The 17,834-nt window shown below is 68.6% G+C and carries 16 protein-coding genes; 10 read left to right on the plus strand and 6 right to left on the minus strand.

What is annotated here, in order from left to right; translation table 11 throughout:
• The first annotated feature begins 107 nt into the window (after positions 1-107).
• Together KHF85_RS16960 and KHF85_RS16965 are read left to right on the plus strand one after the other, a co-directional pair.
• Positions 108-533: a DNA polymerase III subunit chi gene (locus KHF85_RS16960; RefSeq protein ID WP_284569587.1), complete on the plus strand. Its 426-nt coding sequence runs from the start codon at positions 108-110 to the stop codon at positions 531-533.
• Between the two features lie 107 nt (positions 534-640).
• Positions 641-3,550, plus strand: coding sequence for a valine--tRNA ligase (locus tag KHF85_RS16965; RefSeq protein ID WP_284567554.1), 2,910 nt, complete (start codon positions 641-643; stop codon positions 3,548-3,550).
• A gap of 187 nt (positions 3,551-3,737) precedes the next feature.
• On the opposite strand, the gene KHF85_RS16970 is transcribed toward KHF85_RS16965, so the two are convergent.
• From KHF85_RS16970 to pssA, 4 genes are all read right to left on the minus strand, one after another.
• Positions 3,738-4,889, minus strand: coding sequence for a pectate lyase family protein (locus KHF85_RS16970; RefSeq protein ID WP_284567555.1), 1,152 nt, complete (start codon positions 4,887-4,889; stop codon positions 3,738-3,740).
• A gap of 563 nt (positions 4,890-5,452) precedes the next feature.
• Complete coding sequence (gene rimI, locus KHF85_RS16975; protein WP_284567556.1) at positions 5,453-5,944, minus strand: ribosomal protein S18-alanine N-acetyltransferase; 492 nt, start codon at positions 5,942-5,944, stop codon at positions 5,453-5,455.
• The gene (locus KHF85_RS16980) at positions 5,941-6,429 is read right to left on the minus strand and encodes an alanine acetyltransferase (RefSeq protein WP_284569588.1); all 489 of its coding nucleotides are present in this window, start codon (positions 6,427-6,429) and stop codon (positions 5,941-5,943) included. The genes rimI and KHF85_RS16980 overlap by 4 nt, the downstream gene beginning before the upstream one ends.
• A gap of 8 nt (positions 6,430-6,437) precedes the next feature.
• Complete coding sequence (gene pssA, locus KHF85_RS16985; protein WP_284567557.1) at positions 6,438-7,214, minus strand: CDP-diacylglycerol--serine O-phosphatidyltransferase; 777 nt, start codon at positions 7,212-7,214, stop codon at positions 6,438-6,440.
• A 79-nt stretch (positions 7,215-7,293) separates the two neighbouring features.
• On the opposite strand from pssA, the gene KHF85_RS16990 reads away from it, so the two are divergent.
• From KHF85_RS16990 to KHF85_RS17000, 3 genes are all read left to right on the plus strand, one after another.
• Positions 7,294-7,686, plus strand: a complete 393-nt coding sequence (locus tag KHF85_RS16990) for a DUF4124 domain-containing protein (RefSeq protein ID WP_284567558.1) — start codon at positions 7,294-7,296, stop codon at positions 7,684-7,686.
• Positions 7,687-7,786: 100 nt separating this feature from the next.
• Entirely contained in the window at positions 7,787-9,481 is a 1,695-nt protein-coding gene (locus tag KHF85_RS16995) for a proline--tRNA ligase (RefSeq protein ID WP_284567559.1), read from the plus strand.
• A 295-nt stretch (positions 9,482-9,776) separates the two neighbouring features.
• Positions 9,777-10,253 (plus strand): H-NS histone family protein, encoded by a 477-nt coding sequence (locus tag KHF85_RS17000; protein WP_284567560.1) that lies wholly within the window; start codon positions 9,777-9,779, stop codon positions 10,251-10,253.
• A gap of 99 nt (positions 10,254-10,352) precedes the next feature.
• On the opposite strand, the gene KHF85_RS17005 is transcribed toward KHF85_RS17000, so the two are convergent.
• Entirely contained in the window at positions 10,353-11,609 is a 1,257-nt protein-coding gene (locus tag KHF85_RS17005; protein WP_064538789.1) for a threonine/serine exporter family protein, read from the minus strand.
• Positions 11,610-11,708: 99 nt separating this feature from the next.
• Here KHF85_RS17005 and KHF85_RS17010 point away from each other — a divergent pair, with 99 nt between their 5' ends.
• The 4 genes from KHF85_RS17010 (at position 11,709) to KHF85_RS17025 (ending at position 15,322) form a co-directional block, all read left to right on the plus strand.
• Positions 11,709-12,821: an ABC transporter permease gene (locus KHF85_RS17010; protein WP_053839601.1), complete on the plus strand. Its 1,113-nt coding sequence runs from the start codon at positions 11,709-11,711 to the stop codon at positions 12,819-12,821.
• An 81-nt stretch (positions 12,822-12,902) separates the two neighbouring features.
• The gene (locus KHF85_RS17015) at positions 12,903-13,724 is read left to right on the plus strand and encodes an ABC transporter ATP-binding protein (protein ID WP_284567561.1); all 822 of its coding nucleotides are present in this window, start codon (positions 12,903-12,905) and stop codon (positions 13,722-13,724) included.
• Between the two features lie 3 nt (positions 13,725-13,727).
• On the plus strand, positions 13,728-14,654 hold the full coding sequence (locus KHF85_RS17020; RefSeq protein WP_284567562.1) for an MlaD family protein: 927 nt from the start codon (positions 13,728-13,730) through the stop codon (positions 14,652-14,654).
• Positions 14,651-15,322 carry an ABC-type transport auxiliary lipoprotein family protein gene (locus KHF85_RS17025; protein ID WP_284567563.1) on the plus strand — a complete coding sequence of 224 codons (672 nt, stop codon included), beginning with the start codon at positions 14,651-14,653 and terminating at the stop codon, positions 15,320-15,322. The genes KHF85_RS17020 and KHF85_RS17025 overlap by 4 nt, the downstream gene beginning before the upstream one ends.
• 165 nt (positions 15,323-15,487) lie before the next feature.
• On the opposite strand, the gene KHF85_RS17030 is transcribed toward KHF85_RS17025, so the two are convergent.
• Positions 15,488-16,069 carry an alpha-ketoglutarate-dependent dioxygenase AlkB family protein gene (locus KHF85_RS17030; RefSeq protein WP_284567564.1) on the minus strand — a complete coding sequence of 194 codons (582 nt, stop codon included), beginning with the start codon at positions 16,067-16,069 and terminating at the stop codon, positions 15,488-15,490.
• Positions 16,070-16,182: 113 nt separating this feature from the next.
• Between KHF85_RS17030 and KHF85_RS17035 the strand changes: the two genes are divergently transcribed.
• Positions 16,183-17,826, plus strand: coding sequence for an electron transfer flavoprotein-ubiquinone oxidoreductase (locus tag KHF85_RS17035; protein ID WP_284567565.1), 1,644 nt, complete (start codon positions 16,183-16,185; stop codon positions 17,824-17,826).
• Positions 17,827-17,834: the final 8 nt, after the last annotated feature.

The raw sequence follows: 17,834 nt of genomic DNA on the forward strand, positions 1-17,834 counted from the left end.
CGAATCTGCGTCAGCACCGGCAGGATCTTGCTGGATTCCAGAAAGAGTCGCCGTTACTCGCGAACCCGCTTTCCGAGTCCCGAGTCCCGGGTCCCGAGTCCCGGCCCCTGATGCGCGCCGACTTCTACCTGATCGCCAAGCCGCGCTTCCTCACCGAGCCGCTGCGGCTGGTCTGCGAGCTGGCGCGCAAGGCCAACGACGCCAACCTGTGGACGCTGGTGCTGGCGCGCGACCGGGCGCAGGCCGAGGAGCTGGACGAACTGCTGTGGGCGTTCGACGACGACGCCTACATCCCGCACCAGATCGCCGGCGCCGATGTCGACGAGGAAGAGGCGCAGGTGCTGATCGTCCCGCCCGGCGTGGAAGCGCCGTCGCGCGCGCTGGTGATCAACCTGCGCGACGACGCCTACCTCGGCGCCTGCGAGCGCGTGCTGGAAGTGGTGCCGGCCGACCCCGCCGCGCGCGAGCCGCTGCGCGAACGCTGGAAACAGTACAAGGCGCTTGGCTTCGAAGTCAGCAAGTACGACATGTGATGAAGCGGGGATTGGGGATTGGGGATGGATCTCCAGATCCCCGGCATCCTTGCATCGGCACCCTCCGCGCGAATCCCTAATCCCGAATAACGAATACCGGCTTCCCCATGACCACCCTCGCCCCCAGCTACGACCCCACCTCCTTCGAATCGCGCCTGTACGCCCAGTGGGAAGCGGCCGGCTACTTCAAGCCGTCCGGGCAGGGCGAGGCGTACACGGTGCTGCTGCCGCCGCCCAACGTGACCGGCACCCTGCACATGGGCCACGCCTTCCAGCAGACGCTGATGGATGCGCTGGTGCGCTACCACCGCATGCGCGGCTTCGACACGCTGTGGCAGGTCGGCAGCGACCACGCCGGCATCGCCACCGAGATGGTGGTGTCGCGCAACCTGGCGCTGGCGGGCAAGGGCGAAACCCGCGACGCGCTGGGGCGCGAGGGCTTCATCGCCAAGGTGTGGGAATGGAAGGCGCAGTCGGGCGACACCATCGAGCGGCAGATGCGCCGCCTGGGCACCTCCAGCGACTGGTCGCGCAGCACTTTCACCATGGACCCGCAGCCGTCGGCGGCGGTGGTCGAGGCGTTCGTGCGCTGGCACGAGCAGGGCCTGATCTACCGCGGACAGCGCCTGGTCAACTGGGACCCGGTGCTGAAGACCGCAATCTCCGACCTGGAAGTGGAGAACGTGGAGGAAGACGGTTTCCTGTGGTCGATCGCCTACGCGCTGGAGGACGGCGCCAGCTACGAGCACGTCGAGCACGATGCCGACGGCAACGAGACCCTGCGCGAAACCCGCGACTCTCTGGTGGTGGCCACCACGCGCCCGGAAACCCTGCTCGGTGACACCGCAGTGATGGTGCATCCGGACGACACACGCTACGCGCACCTGATCGGCAAGACGGTGACGCTACCGCTGACCGGCCGCCGCGTGCCGGTGATCGGCGACGACTACGTGGACCGCGCGTTCGGCACTGGCGTGGTCAAGGTGACGCCGGCGCACGATTTCAATGATTACCAGGTCGGCGTACGGCACAGCCTGCCGATGATCAACCTGTTCACCCCGACCGCGGCGATCAACGACAACGCGCCGGAGAAGTATCGCGGCCTGGACCGCTACGACGCGCGCAAGGCAGTGCTGGCCGACCTAGAAGACCTCGGCCTGCTGATTGAGACCAAACCGCACAAACTGCAGGTGCCGCGCGGCGACCGCACCGGCCAGGTGATCGAGCCCTACCTCACCGACCAGTGGTTCGTGAAGATGGACGCGCTGGCCAAGCGCGGCCTGGAGCTGGTCGAGTCGGGCCAGGTCAAGTTCGTGCCGCCGAACTGGATCAACACCTATCGCCACTGGATGGAGAACATCCAGGACTGGTGCATCAGCCGCCAGCTGTGGTGGGGCCATCGCATTCCGGCGTGGTTCGACGACGCCGGCACTTGCTACGTCGGCCACGACGAGGCGGACGTGCGCGCCAAGCACGGCCTCGGCGCCGACATCGCCCTGCACCAGGACAACGACGTGCTGGAGACCTGGTTCTCCTCGCAGCTGTGGCCGTTCTCGACGATGGGCTGGCCCGATCCGCAGGCGATGGCCGAGCGCGGCTTCGACCGCTACCTGCCGTCGAGCGTGCTGGTCACCGGCTTCGACATCATCTTCTTCTGGGTGGCGCGGATGATCATGGCCACCGACAGCTTCACCGGCCAGGTGCCGTTCCGCGACGTGTACATCACCGGCCTGATCCGCGACAAGGACGGGCAGAAGATGTCCAAGTCCAAGGGCAACGTGCTCGACCCGCTGGACATCATCGACGGCATCAGCATCGAAGACCTGGTCGCCAAGCGCACCAGCGGGCTGATGCAGCCGCGCATGGCCGAGAAGATCGAAAAGGCCACGCGCAAGGAATTCCCCGAGGGCATCATCGCCCACGGCGCCGACGCGCTGCGCTTCACCATCGCCGCGCTGGCCGGCCACGGCCGCGACATCAAGTTCGACCTTGGCCGCGCCGAGGGCTACAAGAACTTCTGCAACAAGCTGTGGAATGCCAGCCGCTTCGTGCTGATGAATACGCGCCCCGAGGATCCCGCGGCGGCGACAGAGACAAACGCGTCGCCACGCGCCCAGAGGGCGAACCATGCGGACACCGCTTTGCATCAGGCTACGGCCCAGCACGTGCCGACCACCGATGCCGAGAAGTGGATTCTGGTGCGGCTGGACAAGGTCAGTGCCGAGGCGCAGGCGCATTACGCCGCCTACCGTTTCGATCTGCTCGCGCAATGCCTGTACGAGTTCGCCTGGAACGAGTTCTGCGACTGGTTCCTGGAGCTGACCAAGCCGGCCTTGAACGGCGACGATGCCGCGGCCGCCGACAGCACCCGCCACACCCTGCTGCAGGTGCTGGAGACGCTGTTGCGCCTGCTGCATCCGCTGACCCCGTTCGTCACCGAGGAACTGTGGCAGCAGGTGGCGCCGCGCCTGGGCATCGCCGCGCCGACCATCTCGCTGCAGCCGTATCCGCGCGCCGGCGATTTTGACGTGAGTGCCTACGCCGGTGCCGAAGCCGACATCGAATGGCTCAAGGCGATGGTCTCGGCGCTGCGCCGCGTGCGCAGCGAACTCAACGTGCCGCCTTCCAGGCTGGTGCCGCTGCTGCTGCAGGGCGGCCACGCCGAGGACCGCACGCGGGTGCAACGTTTCGCCTCGCAGCTGAAGTTCCTGTTGCGGCTGGAGGCGATCCAGTGGCTGGACGCGGCGCAGGACGCACCGCCGGCCGCCGCCGCGATCGTCGGCGAGCTGCGGCTGCTGGTGCCGCTGGAGGGCCTGGTCGACCTGGACGCCGAGCGCACCCGCCTGGACAAGGAAATCAAGCGCGTGGACGCGGAGATCGGCAAGTGCAACGGCAAGCTCGGCAATGCCACCTTCGTGCAGAACGCACCGGCGGCAGTGGTCGAGCAGGAACGCGCACGCCTGGCCGACTGGACCACGCAACTGGCCGGCCTGCGCGAGCAGCGCGCCAAACTGTAACGCGCCGCAGGCGGCCGCCACCGCGCTTTTTCTTACAAACTGTAGGAGCGGCTTCAGCCGCGACCGGGGCTTCCCCGGTAATACCCGTCGCGGCTGAAGCCGCTCCTACAGTGGCATTCTCTGAATCGACGCGGCACGTATATCGCCGCCTGTGCCGCCGCCCATTCCGGACGGCGGCACACCTCACTCACAACTTGCCGGCACCCGCCTTGGACTTGACGTCGTTCGCCACCTTGTTCGCCGGCAACAGCGAATAGGTGTATGGCGGCGTCCAGCCGATGTTGTTGTTCCACGAACAGGTCAGCGCCTTGCCGTTGAGCAGCGAGCCGAAATCGCGGTATACGCTGCCGCCGTAGTTGGCGGCGATCTTGTCGCAGCTGCTGACTCCGGCGATGTCGAAGGCGTTGTTTTCGGAGAAGATCTTCGACTCCTTGCCGACGCCGTGCACATGCGAAAACGGATACACCGCATGGCTGGTGCTGCCCACGTGGTAGTTGTTGTACAGGTGCACCTGGCCGAAGCGCACCCGCGGCGCGCGCGCGGAAATGTTTTCGAACAGCGTGTTGTGGATGGTCACCTTCAGCTTGCCGCTGTCGGTGCTGGAGGCACTGTCGCTGGAGCCGATCAGGTTGTTCTTCTCGTGCGACTTGAACGCCGAGTACGAGACGGTCACGTAGTTGGCGCCTTTCTTCACGTCAAGCGCGCCGTCGTGGTGCTGCTTGGGCCGGCCGTTGGCGGTGCCGTTCTGGTCGTCGGTACGGCGGCCGTCGGTGAAGGTGACGTGGTCCACCCACACGTTGCTGGCGCCTTCGATGGTCAGGCCGTCGTACTCCGAGTTCCAGTTGCCTTGGTCGCCGTCGTCCGGATCCCACACCGGTTGCGGATCCCACGGATTCTCGATGGTCAGATTGCGAATGATCACGTCGTTGGCCTTGACGTACAGATAGCCCTCGCGGATCTGCGCATTGGAACCGACGCCGATCAGCGTGGTCTTGGTGGGGACGTCCAGGCGCGCGCGGCTCTTCATGTCCGCGGTGGTGCTGTAAGGCGTGCCTGCGCTGACGTCGATGATGCCGCTGATCTTGATGATGCGGCCGTTGCTGCCGACGCTCGCTTTCAGCGCGGCCTTCAGTTGCGCCGCGCTGCTGACGCTGTAGACGTTGGCCGCCGCGGCCTTGGAACCGCCCTTGGTGCCGCCGTTCTGCGTGGCCCACCCGGTGCTGGCGACCTCCAGGCTGGCATCGGCGTAGGCGCTGCCGGCCGCGCCCGCCAGACAGACTGCAAGCGCAATCGTATGGGCGAGCGTGCGCGGGGGTGCGATGAGTGACTGTGTGTTCATCCTGGAACCTCGTAAGCATGGGTGGAGTGGTCGCAGGCGCGGCGCTTTCCGCAGGCAGAAAACGCGGCAGCGCGAGCGCATTCGCTGTCCCCTCGGACAACTGCGCTGGATGCCATCGCACGGGGCAGCGCCGAAGAGGCGCGCACTGTAGGGAGCGCGAAACGCCAAATACGCTGCGCGCAGATCCAGTGCTGCGATATGGGGATTGCATCTAACAAAATGGGCTTGCGCGGCCCCCTCTCCATCGGTTAAAGCTGCAGGACAACAACGCTGTCCCGGCGACATGTCGCGACATTGCACAGCCGCGCGGCGCAGTCCGGGAAACCCATGGAAAAATGCAGTGCCGGCGCCATCGGTGGCGCGCTCGGCATGCACCCGCATGCGCCGCAAGGCGGCGACCGGATGCGCGAACGCCGTGCTCTTTCAGCGCAGGCACGGCGCACCGCGCGCGCAACGCTGCACTGCGCAAGCAGTCAATCGGGAAGACAATCAGCGCGCCGCAAAAACCGGCGGGCACGCGCACGCAGCATGCCGGCGCGGCGCCGGCGGCATGAAGTCGCGTGTTACGACATGCCTTCGAAGAACAGTTCGATCGCCATCACCAGCGCGTCCTCGCGGCCGTTCGCCGCCGGGTAATAGCGTGGGCGGCGGCCGATCTCGTTGAAGCCTTCGCTGTGGTACAGCGCGATCGCGCCGGGATTGGACGGGCGCACTTCCAGGAACACGCGGCGCGCGCCCAGGTCGGCGCCGTACTTGATCAGCGCGCGCAGCAGCAGGCGGCCGTAGCCGCGCGACTGCCGCTCGGGCGCGACGCAGACATTGAGAATGTGCGCTTCGTCGGCGGCCACGCTGATCACGCCATAGCCCACTATTTGGCCCTGCTCCTGCAGCACCCAGCCCGGATAGCCGGCCTGCAGGCAGTCGCGGAAGATGCCGCGCGTCCACGGGAACGGATAGGCGCGGCGCTCGATCTCCATCACCGTATCGAGGTCGGTTTCGCGCAAGGTACGCAGCGTCGCCGCCGCCGGCGAGGACGCCGAACCCAGCGCGCTCATCGCGGCGCCCGCTTGCGCAGCGCGCGCAACTGCGGCCACAGCGCGCGCTTGGCGGCGGCATTGCCGCGCAACTCGGCCAGCGGCCAGGTCGCCATCAAGGCCTGCGTGGCCGGATCGTTCGGATTGCACCCGGAAGCGCGCAGCAGCGCGATCTGCAGCCGGTCGGGCAAGCGCAGGCCGGCACGCCGCGGGACCGGTGCCGGCGCCGCGCGTTGCGGCTCGGGATAGGAGGCCACGGGTGCGGCCGGCGCGCGGCCGCGCGGCGACGGCTGCGCGGGCGCGGGCGCGCGCGACGCCGGTGCCGCGTGCTCGGACAGCAGCGCCGACCCAGCCGCATCGGCGGCAGGCGGATCGCGCAGCGGCGCCGGCGCCGGCTGCGCGACCACCGCGCCGACCTCGGCATCGGCGCCGACATACAGGGTATGCCCCAGCACCTGCAGCCAGCCGTGCTGCTCGGCCGACCACAACGGCGCAGCGCTGGACATCGCCTCGCTCACGTCGCGTCCGGCAGCTTGCGCCAGCGCCGCCACAGCCAGTGGCAGGGACCGGACAAGGCGTATAGCACGCCGATCGCCAGCAGCGCGCGCGACAGGTCGATGACCAGCACCGCGATCACTACCGACGCCAGCACCAGCATCAGGAACGGCACGCGATCGGCGCGCGGGCCTTTGCCGGCGCCGCCCTTGAAGCTCCAGAAGCGGATCCGGCTGACCATCAGCAGCGCCGCGACCACGGTCAGGCCCAGCGCCACGTAGCGCAACTGCTCGCCGTTCCAGCCCAGGTTGCCGTCGGCGAACGCCCACACGAAGGCCATCATCAGCCCCGCCGCGGCCGGACTGGCCAGGCCCACGAACCAGCGCTTGTCGACGGTGCCGACCTGGGTGTTGAAGCGCGCCAGACGCAGCGCGGCGCAGGCCGCATACAGGAACGCCACCGACCAGCCGACCCGGCCCATCACGCTGCCGTCGAACTTCAGCGCCGACAGCGACCAGTGGTACATCACCAGCGCCGGGGCCATGCCGAAGCTGACCAGATCGGCCAGCGAGTCGTACTGCACGCCGAATTCGCTGCTGGTGCCGGTCAGCCGCGCCACCCGCCCGTCCAGCCCGTCCATCACCGCGGCGACGAACACCGCCACGCTGGCGTGCACGAACTGGCCGTTGACGGCGGCGATGATGGCGTAGAAACCGGAGAACAGGCCGGCGGTGGTGAACAGGTTCGGCAGCAGATAGATGGTGCGCGAACGGGGAGGCGGTCGGGATGGGTCCATGGCCGGCAGTTTAATCGACTTGCCAGGCCCGACGGCGGGTGCTGCAATCGGCGCTCGCCCCGTGCCCCTGGAGACCGTGATGCGCGCCCTGACCCGGCTTTGCTGCCTGTGCCTGCTCACCGCCAGCGGCGTGGCCGGCGCCGCCACCCTGTACCAATGGAAGGATGCGCAGGGCGTCACCCACTATTCGCAGAGTCCGCCGGCCGATGGCAAGTACCAGGCGCGGCAGGTCGACAGCCACGGCGGCACCCAGGCCGAGAGCAGCGAGGTCGCCGCCCCGGCCGAAAACGCCAACTGCCTGAGCGCGCGCAAGAACCTGGACATCCTGGGCAAGCCAGGCAAGGTGCTGACCGACCGCGACGGCGACGGCAAGCCCGACGGAGAACTGGACGAAGCCCAGCGCGACGCGCAGAAGGGCCTGGCTGAAGCCGCGATCAAGGCCTATTGCCCGCCACCCGCCGCCGCGCAGTGAGCGCGGCGCGGCGGCACTGGCGCGGCACGGGCCGCCGCACATCCCCGCAGCGCCGGCAATGACTGGCAAAATGGGCGCCCGCCGTCAGCGAAGCCCCTCGATGCGCCTTTCCCAGTTCCACCTGCACACCACCAAGGAAACCCCGGCCGACGCCGAACTGGTCAGCCATCGGCTGATGCTGCGCGCCGGCATGATCCGCAAGCTCGCCTCCGGCCTGTACACCTGGTCGCCGCTGGGCCTGCGCGTGCTGCGCAAGGTGGAAGCGGTGGTGCGCGAGGAAATGAACCGCGCCGGCGCGGTGGAAGTGCTGTTCCCGACCATCCAGCCGCGCGAGCTGTGGGAGGCCACCGGGCGCTGGAAGAAGTTCGGCGGCCTGATGCTGCGGATGAAGGACCGCAAGGAGCAGGAATACTGCTACAGCCCCACCGCCGAGGAGGCCGCCGCCGACTTCGCGCGCCAGGAGCTGAGCAGCTACAAGCAGCTGCCGGTCAATTTCTACCAGATCCAGACCAAGTTCCGCGACGAGATCCGCCCGCGCTTCGGGGTGATGCGCGCGCGCGAATTCCTGATGAAGGACGCCTACTCGTTCCATGTCAGCGACGCGGACCTGGCGCGCGAGTACGAGAACATGAAGGCCGCCTACGGCCACATCTTCACCCGCCTGGGCCTGCAGTTCCGCGCGGTGCAGGCCGATTCCGGCGACATCGGCGGCGACGCCTCGCAGGAATTCCACGTATTGGCCGAGTCCGGCGAGGATTCGCTGGCGTTCTCCACCGGCTCGGACTACGCGGCCAATGTCGAGACCGCGGTCGCCGCCGATCCGGCGCCGCGCCCGGCAGCGCAGGAACAACTGCGCAAGGTCGCCACGCCCACCCAGAAGACCTGCGAGGCGGTGGCCGAACTGCTCGGCATCGCGCTGCAGCGCACGGTCAAGTCGGTCGCGGTGATGGCCGGCGACGCGTTCGTGCTGGCGCTGGTGCGCGGCGATCACGCGGTGAACGAGATCAAGCTGGGCAAGGTCGCCGGCCTGGCCGGCTACCGCATGGCCAACGAAGCCGAGATCCGCGCCCACCTCGGCAGCGAGCCGGGCTTCCTCGGCCCGCTGAACCCCAGCCAGCCGATCCGCGTGGTCGCCGACCGCGACGTGGCGGCGATGGCCGATTTCGTGGTCGGCGCCAACACCGCCGGCTTCCATCTGGCCGGGGTGAACTGGGGCCGCGACCTGCCCGAGCCGGACACCGTGGCCGACCTGCGCAACGTGGTCGAAGGCGAGCGCGCCCACGACGGCGGCGAAATCCGCCTGGCACGCGGCATCGAAGTCGGCCATGTGTTCCAGCTCGGGCGCCAGTATGCGCAGGCGCTGGACGCCACCGTGCTGGACGAGAACGGCAAGACCGTGGCGATGGCGATGGGCTGCTACGGCATCGGCATTTCGCGCATCGTCGCCGCGGCGATCGAGCAGAACCACGACGAGGCCGGCATCCGCTGGCCGCAGCCGATGGCGCCGTGGTCGGTGGCGGTATGCGTGATCAATCCCAAGCGCGACCCGGCGATCGACGCGGCCGGCGAGGCGCTGCTGGCCGAGCTGCAGCAGGCCGGCCTGGACCCGGTGCTCGACGACCGCGGCCTGCGCGCCGGCGCGATGTTCGCCGATATCGAACTGATCGGCATCCCGCAGCGGGTGGTGGTCTCCGAGCGCGGGCTGGCCGCCGGCACCTTCGAGTACCGCGCGCGCAGCGGCGGCGAGGCGGAAAACCTGGACCGTGCCGCCTTGCTGGCGCGCCTGCAGGGTTAATCGGAAAGGCCGGGAATATATCCCGGCCTTTTTTCTTGTGCCTCCGCCTTCATGACACCGCCTCTACATTTGCCGGGGCAATATGCCAATCGAATCAGCGGCGTTGCCCCGCGTTGATTTGACAAGCGGAATTCGGCGCGTATAAGTGTCAGCCTCGCCGATCCAATGACGGCCTGCCTATCGAAATGCCCGGAATATTTGTCAATCCGATAAAGCGATATTATGATTCCGCTCTAGCCAGGGCACTCTAGCCATGGAATGGCTACCTGCCCATCATCCATTTTCCGGAGTAAAGATGACCATCGATCTCAGTGGCCTGTCGGCCAAGCAGCTGGGCGCTCTTATCAAGACGGCCAAGAAGCAACAGACCATCGTCGCCAAGCGCACGCCCATCGCCAAGGTCCGCACCCTGCTGGCACGCCTGGCCAAGTCCCACGGTTACAGCATCGACGAAGTCGTCGATGGCGCCGCTCCGGCCAAGCGTGGCCGCAAGCCGGCTGCCGGCAAGCCGGGTCCGAAGCCGGGCCGCAAGCTGGGCAAGGTGCCGCCGAAATACCGCAATCCGGCCAATGCCACGGAGACCTGGACCGGCCGCGGCAAGCAGCCGCGCTGGCTGGCCGAGCAGGTGTCCAAGGGCAAGAAGGTCGAGGACTTCCTGATCGCCGCGCCGGCCAAGTCCGCCGCGCCCGCAAAGAAGACCGCGAAGAAGGCCACCAAGAAAGTCGCCAAGGTCGCCAGGAAAGCCGGCAAGTCCGCGGCCCAGAAAAACTGATCGGGAACCCGATCCGGCGACGGCTCGGGGAGCGTCCGTCGATTCAAGCAACGCCGGCGCAAGCCGGCGTTTTTCATGCCTGCCGCAAGCGCAATGGCGCTAGAGATTCTTCCGCGCCGGCACCAGCAGATTGCCGAACAGCAGGCCGGCGACCAGCGCCATCACGATATTGGTCACCGCCAGCAGCGCCGACTGCCCGCCGGACACGTCGTGCTGCTGCACCATGGTCAGCAGCCCGCGCAGGCTGGCGCTGCCGGGCACCAGCATGATGATGCCGGGCAGCCGGATCAGCGCGCCCGGCCGGTGCACCAGCCGGCCGAACAGATTGCCGGCCGCGGTCAGCGACATCGCCGACAGGAAGATCCCGACCGGGCTGCCCCAGGCCTCGCCGGCGAAGCGCGCGACCACGTAGCCGGCCACCGAGGCCGCCATCACCCACGGATAATCGCGTCCGTGGGCCTTGAACAGCAGCGCGAACGCATACGCGGCCACCAGCAGCGAGCACCATTCCACCCACACCGCCTGCGGCCGCGACGCGTGCACCAGCGGCTGCAGGCCCAGCAACTGCGCCAGGGTCACCGCGATCACCGCGCCCACGGTGAGCTTGAGGATGGTGGTGACCGCGCCGGCGAAGCGCGCCACGCCGGACACCCAGTGCTGGCTGGTCAGCTCGTTGACCGCATTGGTCAGCGCCATTCCCGGCAGCAGTACCACCAGCGAGGCGATGATCACCGAATTGAGGTTCAGCGGCGCCACGAAGGTCGCCACCAGCGCGGCGACGACGCCGGCCAGCAGCGCCGCCAGCGCCTCGCTGGCCTCCTTGGCCGCCGGACGCCTGTCGGTGAGCTGGGTCAACGCGCCGATCAGCAGGCCGATCGCGGTGGCGGTGGCGATGTCCAGCCACGGCAGCCGCCACAGCCCGGCCACGCCCAGTGCGGCCAGGCCGAAGCCGAGCACCTGCATCGCCTTCCAGCGCCGCCCGGGCGGGCGGTCCAGCTGGCGCAGCGCGGTATGCCCCTGGGCCACGCTCATGCGCCCGCTGGCGACGTCGTCGGCGATGCTGTCGGCAACGCTGAGCTTGTGCAGATCGTTGTCGCCCGGCGCCAGCCGCACCACCCGGGTGATGTCGCTGGAGCCGATCGCCTTGGTCGGATCGCTGAAGCTGAGGATCACGCCAGTCGGGTTGGACCAGGGTTCGCAGTCCAGGTCCAGTTGCTGCGACAGCGCCACCACCGCCGCTTCCAGGCGTTGCGCGGTGGTGCCGTAGGTGTGCAGGCGGCCGGCGATCTCGGAGACGAAGGCGATCCGTTGCGCATAGGTGGCGGTGGAAGCGTTGGCGATGGGTGCGGCTTGCATGTCGGCTAGTATGGCGCCAACCCCGCGCACAGCCACCCTGTGGCGCACGACGACATTGCGCTGCAGGCGAAACAGGTATGCTCGCGCCCCGGACGCCCCATGATCGAACCGCAACCGCCAACACTCAGCCAGGACGACCGAGACCCCACGCGGGTGCGGCTGTCCGGCAGTTGGACGCTGGCCACCGCGCTGGCGTCGTCGGACGTGCTGCGCACGCTGCCAGCCGGCACCACCGGCATCGACGCCAGCGGCATCGCCCAGCTGGATTCGGCCGGCGTGCTGCAGCTGATCCGCTACGCCACCCGCAACGGCATCGCCCACGAGGCGCTGAACTTCCGCCACGACCACCAGGCGCTGGTCAGCACCATCGAGGACGTGGCCGACGACCGCCCCAAGCGCAAGCGCGACTACGGCTTCGCTGCGGCGCTGGAGCGGCTGGGCTACGCGGTACACCGCAACAGCAAGGAGATCGTCGCGCTGGTCGGCTTCCTCGGCGAGACCCTGGTCAAGATGCTGCGCCTGGTGCACGAGCCGCGGCGCTTCCGCATGACCGCCACCGTGCACCAGATGGAACAGGTCGGGCTGGACGCGGTGCCGCTGGTCGCGCTGCTGTCCTACCTGGTCGGCGCGGTGATCGCGTTCCTGGGCTCGACCATCCTGCGCGACTTCGGCGCCGAGATCTACGTGGTGGAACTGGTCAGCATCGCCTTCCTGCGCGAATTCGCGGTGCTGCTGACCGCGATCGTGCTGGCCGGGCGCACCGCCAGCGCGTTCACCGCGCAGATCGGCGCGATGAAGGCGCGCGAAGAGATCGACGCGATCCAGACCCTGGGCCTGGACCCGATGGACCTGCTGGTGATCCCGCGGCTGGTGGCGCTGCTGGTGATGCTGCCGCTGCTGACCTTCGTGGCGATGATCGCCGGCCTGGCCGGCGGCGTCACCGTCGGCGCCTTCGACCTGGGCATCCCGCCGCAGATGTACCTGGCGCGCATGCACGACACCATCCAGCTGCGGCACATGCTGGTGGGCCTGTCCAAGGCCCCGATCTTCGCGGTCCTGATCGCTCTGATCGGTTGCCTGGAAGGCCTGCGCGTGGAAGGCACCGCGCAATCGGTCGGCGAGCGCACCACCTCCAGCGTGGTGAAGTCGATCTCGCTGGTGATCATCATCGACGCGATCGCCGCGCTGTGGTTCATGAACGTGGGGTGGTGATGTGAGGCCGGGAATCGCAAATCGGAAATCGGGAATGGGCAAAGCCGACTGCATCTGTGCATCCGGCCGGGAGTGCATGCGTTGACCAATCCCCCATCCCCCATCCCCAATCCCGAAGCAGAACTGGCGATCTCGGTGCGCGGCCTGCTCAACCGCTTCGGCACCCAGACCGTGCACGAAGACCTGGACCTGGACGTGCGCCGCGGCGAGATCCTGGGCGTGGTTGGCGGCTCGGGTACCGGCAAGTCGGTGCTGATGCGCAGCATCCTCGGCCTGCGCGAGCCCGACGCCGGGCACATCCGCGTGCTCGGCGTGGACACCGACTCGCGGCGCCGCGAAGACCGCCTGCACGTGGAGCGCAATACCGGGGTGCTGTTCCAGGACGGCGCGCTGTTCTCCTCGCTGAGCGTGGGCGAGAACGTGCAGGTGCCGCTGAAGGAGCACTTCGGCGAACTGCCGGACAGTTGGCATTACGAACTGGCGCTGCTGAAGGTGAAGCTGGCCGGGCTGCCGGCCGATGCGCTCAACAAGCTGCCGTCGCAACTGTCCGGCGGCATGCGCAAGCGCGCCGGGCTGGCGCGCGCGCTGGCGCTGGACCCGCCGCTGCTGTTCCTGGACGAACCCACCGCCGGGCTGGACCCGATCGGCGCGGCCGCCTTCGACCGCCTGATCCGCACCCTGCAGGAAGCGCTGGGGCTGACCGTGTTCCTCATCACCCACGACCTGGACACCTTGTACGCTATCTGCGACCGCGTGGCGGTGCTGGCCGACCGCAAGGTCATCGCCAACGCGCCGCTGGCCGAGATCGAGCAGGTCGACCATCCCTGGATCCAGGACTATTTCCACGGCCCGCGCGCGCGCGCGGCGCGCGACGCCAAAACCGCCTGGAGCGAGACCCACTGAGCCATGGAAACCAAAGCCAACTACGTCCTGATCGGCGCCTTCACCATCGTCGCCGGGCTGGCCCTGCTGCTGTTCGGGCTGTGGGCCGCCAAGTATTCCTCCGACCGCACCTGGCAGGAATACCGGGTGGTGTTCCGCGAGGCGGTCACCGGCCTGTCGGTAGGCAGCCCGGTGCAGTACAACGGCATCGCGGTCGGCTCGATCACCGAGCTGACCCTGGCGCCGAACGATCCGCGCCAGGTGGTGGCGCGGGTGCGGGTGAACTCGACCACGCCGATCAAGAGCGACACCCGCGCCAAGCTAGGCATCACCAGCCTGACCGGGCCGTCGATCATCCAGCTCTCCGGCGGCACCCCGGAGGCGCCGGCGCTGACCACGATCGACACCAGCGACGCGCCGATCATCCAGACCACGCCGTCGGCGCTGCAGAACATCACCGACACCGCCAACCGCATCGTCGAACGCCTGGACGAAGTGCTCAGCGACCGCAACGTGGCCAGCATCACCGCCACCCTGCACAACCTGGAAACGATCAGCGGCGCGCTGGCCGACCGCGACGAAGGCATGCAATCGCTGATCCTCAGCGCGCGCGATGCCGCGCGCAATCTCGACGTGACCCTGAAGACCACCAACGGCACCATCCAGCGCCTGGACACCAACCTGGTGCAGCAGCTGCCACCGATCCTGGACAAGCTGGAAAGCACGCTGAGCAAGCTCGATTCGGCGTCCGGCAACGCCGACAAGATCCTGGGCGAGAACCGCGCGGCGATCAACAGCTTCGCCAACGATGGCCTGGGCCAGCTCGGCCCGACCCTGACCGAACTGCGCGGGCTGATCCGCGACCTGCGCCGGGTCAGCGACCGCCTGGACAACAACCCCGCGCGCTACCTGCTCGGCCGCGACGCCCCGAAGGAGTTCAAACCCAAATGAAGCCGACGCGCGCCCTTCTGCTGCTCGCCTTCCCGGCCCTGCTGCTTGCCGCCGGCTGCTCCGCGCTGACCGGCGGCAGCAAGGAGCCGGTGACGATCTACGCGCCCGACGTCCACGTCGCGCCGAACCCGGCCTGGCCGCAGGTGACCTGGCAACTGGCGATCGCCAAGCCCAGCGCATCGCGCGTGGTCGACAGCCCGCGCATCGCGGTACGCCCCACCCCGGACGAACTGCAGGTGTACAGCGGCGTCAGCTGGGCGCAGCCGGCCACCGACATGCTCGAGGACACCCTGGTGCGCGCGTTCGAGGATTCCGGCCGGATCCCGGGTGTGGCCCGGCTCGGCACCGGCATCCGCGCCGACTACAAGCTGATCCTGGACCTGCGCCGCTTCGAATCCGATTACGCCGGCCGCGCTGTGCCCTCGGCCACGATCGAACTCAACGCCAAGTTGCTGTACACGCCCGACCAGCGCGTGGTCGCCTCGCGCACCTTCCTCGCCGCGCAACCGGCGGCCAGCACCGCGCAGGCGCAGGTCGCCGACGCCTTCAGCCAGGCGCTGTCGCAGGTGACCGGCGATGTGGTGGGCTGGACCCTGCAGCAGGGCCAGGCCGATGCGGCGACGGCCGTGGCGCCGCTGCCGAAGCCCGCCCCGGCACCACGCCGCTGACCGTAAAGCCCCTCTCCCCCAGGAGAGGGCTTGGGGGTGAGGGTGCGGCGCGCAGCGACTCGCGGAGTTTGGGAGCGCGAGGCTGCGCCCGTCCCCTCATCCGCCGCTGCGGGGCAGCTTCCCCCGAAAAGGGGGCCATGGTCCCGAAGGGAGACGGGATAGCCGCTAACGCGCGGCGATGTTCCGAAACGTCAGATTGATCCGCTCGCCGACCGGCTTCGCCGTCCGCGGCAAGGCGTGCCGGTACAGGCGCTGGGTCTCCCCGCCCATCAACAGCAGGCCACCGGCGCTCAGTTCCAGCGCCTGGCGCAGCGCCGGCTGCTGGCGGTGGCGCAGCACGAAGCGGCGCGTGGCGCCCAGGCTCAGCGAGGCGATCAGCGGATGCGGCCCCAGTTCCGTCTCGTCGTCGCTGTGCCAGCCCATCGCGTCGCGGCCGTCGCGGTAGCGGTTGGCCAGCACGCTGTTGAACGCCACCCCGGTTTCCGCCGCCAGCCGCGCGCGCAACGGCTGCAACGCTGGCGGCCACGGATGCGGCGCGAAGCGGGTGCCGGAATAGCGGTAGCTCGCCTGCGCATCGCCGATCCAGCAGCTCAGCCGCGGCGAATCGACCAGCTTTCCGAACAGGCGGATGCGGTGCACTTCCCAATTCACCGCGGCCAGCAGGTGCGCGAACAGCGCCGCCGCCTCGGCCGGCGCGAGCCAGCCGGGCAGCCAGCGGAGGTCGGCGCCGGGCAGATCGAGTCGCATCGCGCCACGCTAGCATGCGCGCAGACACCATACGCCAGCGTGCGGAATTTGCCCCATCACGCACAAAGCCTGAAAATGCAGCCAGCCAGAACGAGCCAACCGGAGCGGAGCAGATGACGGGATCGGAGGGCGGCGCCAGCGCGCCGCAGCCAGTGGAGCGCGACGTCATGGAATACGACGTGGTCACCGTCGGCGCAGGCCCGGCCGGGCTGGCGTTCGCGATCCGGCTCAAGCAGCTCAACCCGGACATCTCGGTCTGCGTGATCGAGAAGGCCAGCGCGGTGGGCGCGCAGATCCTGTCCGGCGCGGTGATCGAACCGGCGCCGCTCGACGCGCTGCTGCCCGGCTGGCGCGACGCCCCGCCGCCGATCTGCGTCCCCGCCGGCGAAGACGAGTTCTGGCACCTGAGCAAGGACGGCGGGCGCAAGTTCCCGATCGTGCCGCCGGGCATGCGCAACCACGGCAACTTCATCGTCAGCCTCGGCGCGCTGTGCGCGTGGCTGGCGCCGCAGGCCGAAGCGCTGGGCGTGGAGATCTATCCCGGCTTCGCCGCCGCCGAAACCCTGCATGCCGACGACGGCAGCGTGCTCGGCGTGCGCATCGGCGACATGGGCGTGGCCAAGGACGGCTCGCACAAGCCCGGCTACACCCCCGGCATCGATATCCGCGCCAAGGTCACGGTGCTGGCCGAAGGCGCGCGCGGGCATCTGACCAAGCGCTTGGTCAAGCGCTTCGCGCTGGACGCCGACAGCGATCCGCAGGCCTATTCGATCGGCATCAAGGAACTGTGGCAGCTGCCGGAAGGCCGCGTGGTCCCCGGCAAGATCGTGCACACCCTGGGCTGGCCGGCGGACAACACCACCTATGCCGGCAGCTTCCTGTACCACCTGGAGAACAACCAGGTGGCGCTGGGCTACGTCAGCGGCCTGGACTACCACGATCCCGAGTACCGGCCGTGGGAGGCGTTCCAGCAGTGGAAGAACCACCCGCTGCTGAAGCCGCTGCTGGAAGGCGGCACCATTCTGTCGGCCGGCGCCCGCGCCATCGCCAGCGGCGGCTGGCAGTCGTTGCCGAAAGTGGAGATGCCCGGCGCGCTGCTGATCGGCGACAGCGCCGGCCTGCTCAACGTGCCCAAGATCAAGGGCACCCACCAGGCGATCCGCAGCGGCATGCTCGCCGCCGAACACCTGGCCGCCGGCGCCGCGCTGGACCCGGCCGGCTTCGACGCCAGACTGCGCGGTTCGGCGGTCATGGCCGAACTGCGCCAGGTGCGCAACATCAAGCCCGGTTTCAAGAAGGGCCTGTGGTTCGGCATGCTCAACGCCGCCTGGGAAACCCTGGTCAAGGGCGCCTCGCCGTGGACGCTGAAGGTGACCGCGGACTGGTCGTCGCTGGACCGGCTGGGCGAGCACGAACAGCCCAGGCGCGACTACGTGCAGCGCGACCTTGCGCCGCGCGACCGCCTGCAGGGCGTGTACTTCGCCGCCACCGAACATGATGAGGACCAGCCCGTGCACCTGCAGGTGCTGGACCCGCAGATTTGCGTCACCCGCTGCACCGAGGAATACGGCAACCCCTGCACCCGCTTCTGCCCGGCCGCGGTGTACGAGATCGTCGACGACGCGGCCGGCAAGCGCCTGCAGATCAACGCCGCCAACTGCGTGCACTGCAAGACCTGCGACATCAAGGACCCCTACGAAATCATCAACTGGGTCACCCCGGAAGGCGGCTCCGGGCCGAATTACCAGAACCTGTGAGCCGCTTG

This window comes from Xanthomonas graminis pv. graminis (assembly GCF_030168915.1).
Lineage (GTDB): Bacteria > Pseudomonadota > Gammaproteobacteria > Xanthomonadales > Xanthomonadaceae > Xanthomonas_A > Xanthomonas_A translucens.

Bases quoted from the DNA above. Each gene is read 5' to 3' on its own strand.
- KHF85_RS16965 (WP_284567554.1), top strand. From the start codon at position 641: ATGACCACCCTCGCCCCCAGCTACGACCCCACCTCCTTCGAATCGCGC.
- KHF85_RS16970 (WP_284567555.1), bottom strand. From the start codon at position 4,889: ATGAACACACAGTCACTCATCGCACCCCCGCGCACGCTCGCCCATACG.
- rimI (WP_284567556.1), bottom strand. From the start codon at position 5,944: ATGAGCGCGCTGGGTTCGGCGTCCTCGCCGGCGGCGGCGACGCTGCGT.
- KHF85_RS16980 (WP_284569588.1), bottom strand. From the start codon at position 6,429: ATGTCCAGCGCTGCGCCGTTGTGGTCGGCCGAGCAGCACGGCTGGCTG.
- pssA (WP_284567557.1), bottom strand. From the start codon at position 7,214: ATGGACCCATCCCGACCGCCTCCCCGTTCGCGCACCATCTATCTGCTG.
- KHF85_RS16990 (WP_284567558.1), top strand. From the start codon at position 7,294: ATGCGCGCCCTGACCCGGCTTTGCTGCCTGTGCCTGCTCACCGCCAGC.
- KHF85_RS16995 (WP_284567559.1), top strand. From the start codon at position 7,787: ATGCGCCTTTCCCAGTTCCACCTGCACACCACCAAGGAAACCCCGGCC.
- KHF85_RS17000 (WP_284567560.1), top strand. From the start codon at position 9,777: ATGACCATCGATCTCAGTGGCCTGTCGGCCAAGCAGCTGGGCGCTCTT.
- KHF85_RS17005 (WP_064538789.1), bottom strand. From the start codon at position 11,609: ATGCAAGCCGCACCCATCGCCAACGCTTCCACCGCCACCTATGCGCAA.
- KHF85_RS17010 (WP_053839601.1), top strand. From the start codon at position 11,709: ATGATCGAACCGCAACCGCCAACACTCAGCCAGGACGACCGAGACCCC.
- KHF85_RS17020 (WP_284567562.1), top strand. From the start codon at position 13,728: ATGGAAACCAAAGCCAACTACGTCCTGATCGGCGCCTTCACCATCGTC.
- KHF85_RS17025 (WP_284567563.1), top strand. From the start codon at position 14,651: ATGAAGCCGACGCGCGCCCTTCTGCTGCTCGCCTTCCCGGCCCTGCTG.
- KHF85_RS17030 (WP_284567564.1), bottom strand. From the start codon at position 16,069: ATGCGACTCGATCTGCCCGGCGCCGACCTCCGCTGGCTGCCCGGCTGG.
- KHF85_RS17035 (WP_284567565.1), top strand. From the start codon at position 16,183: ATGACGGGATCGGAGGGCGGCGCCAGCGCGCCGCAGCCAGTGGAGCGC.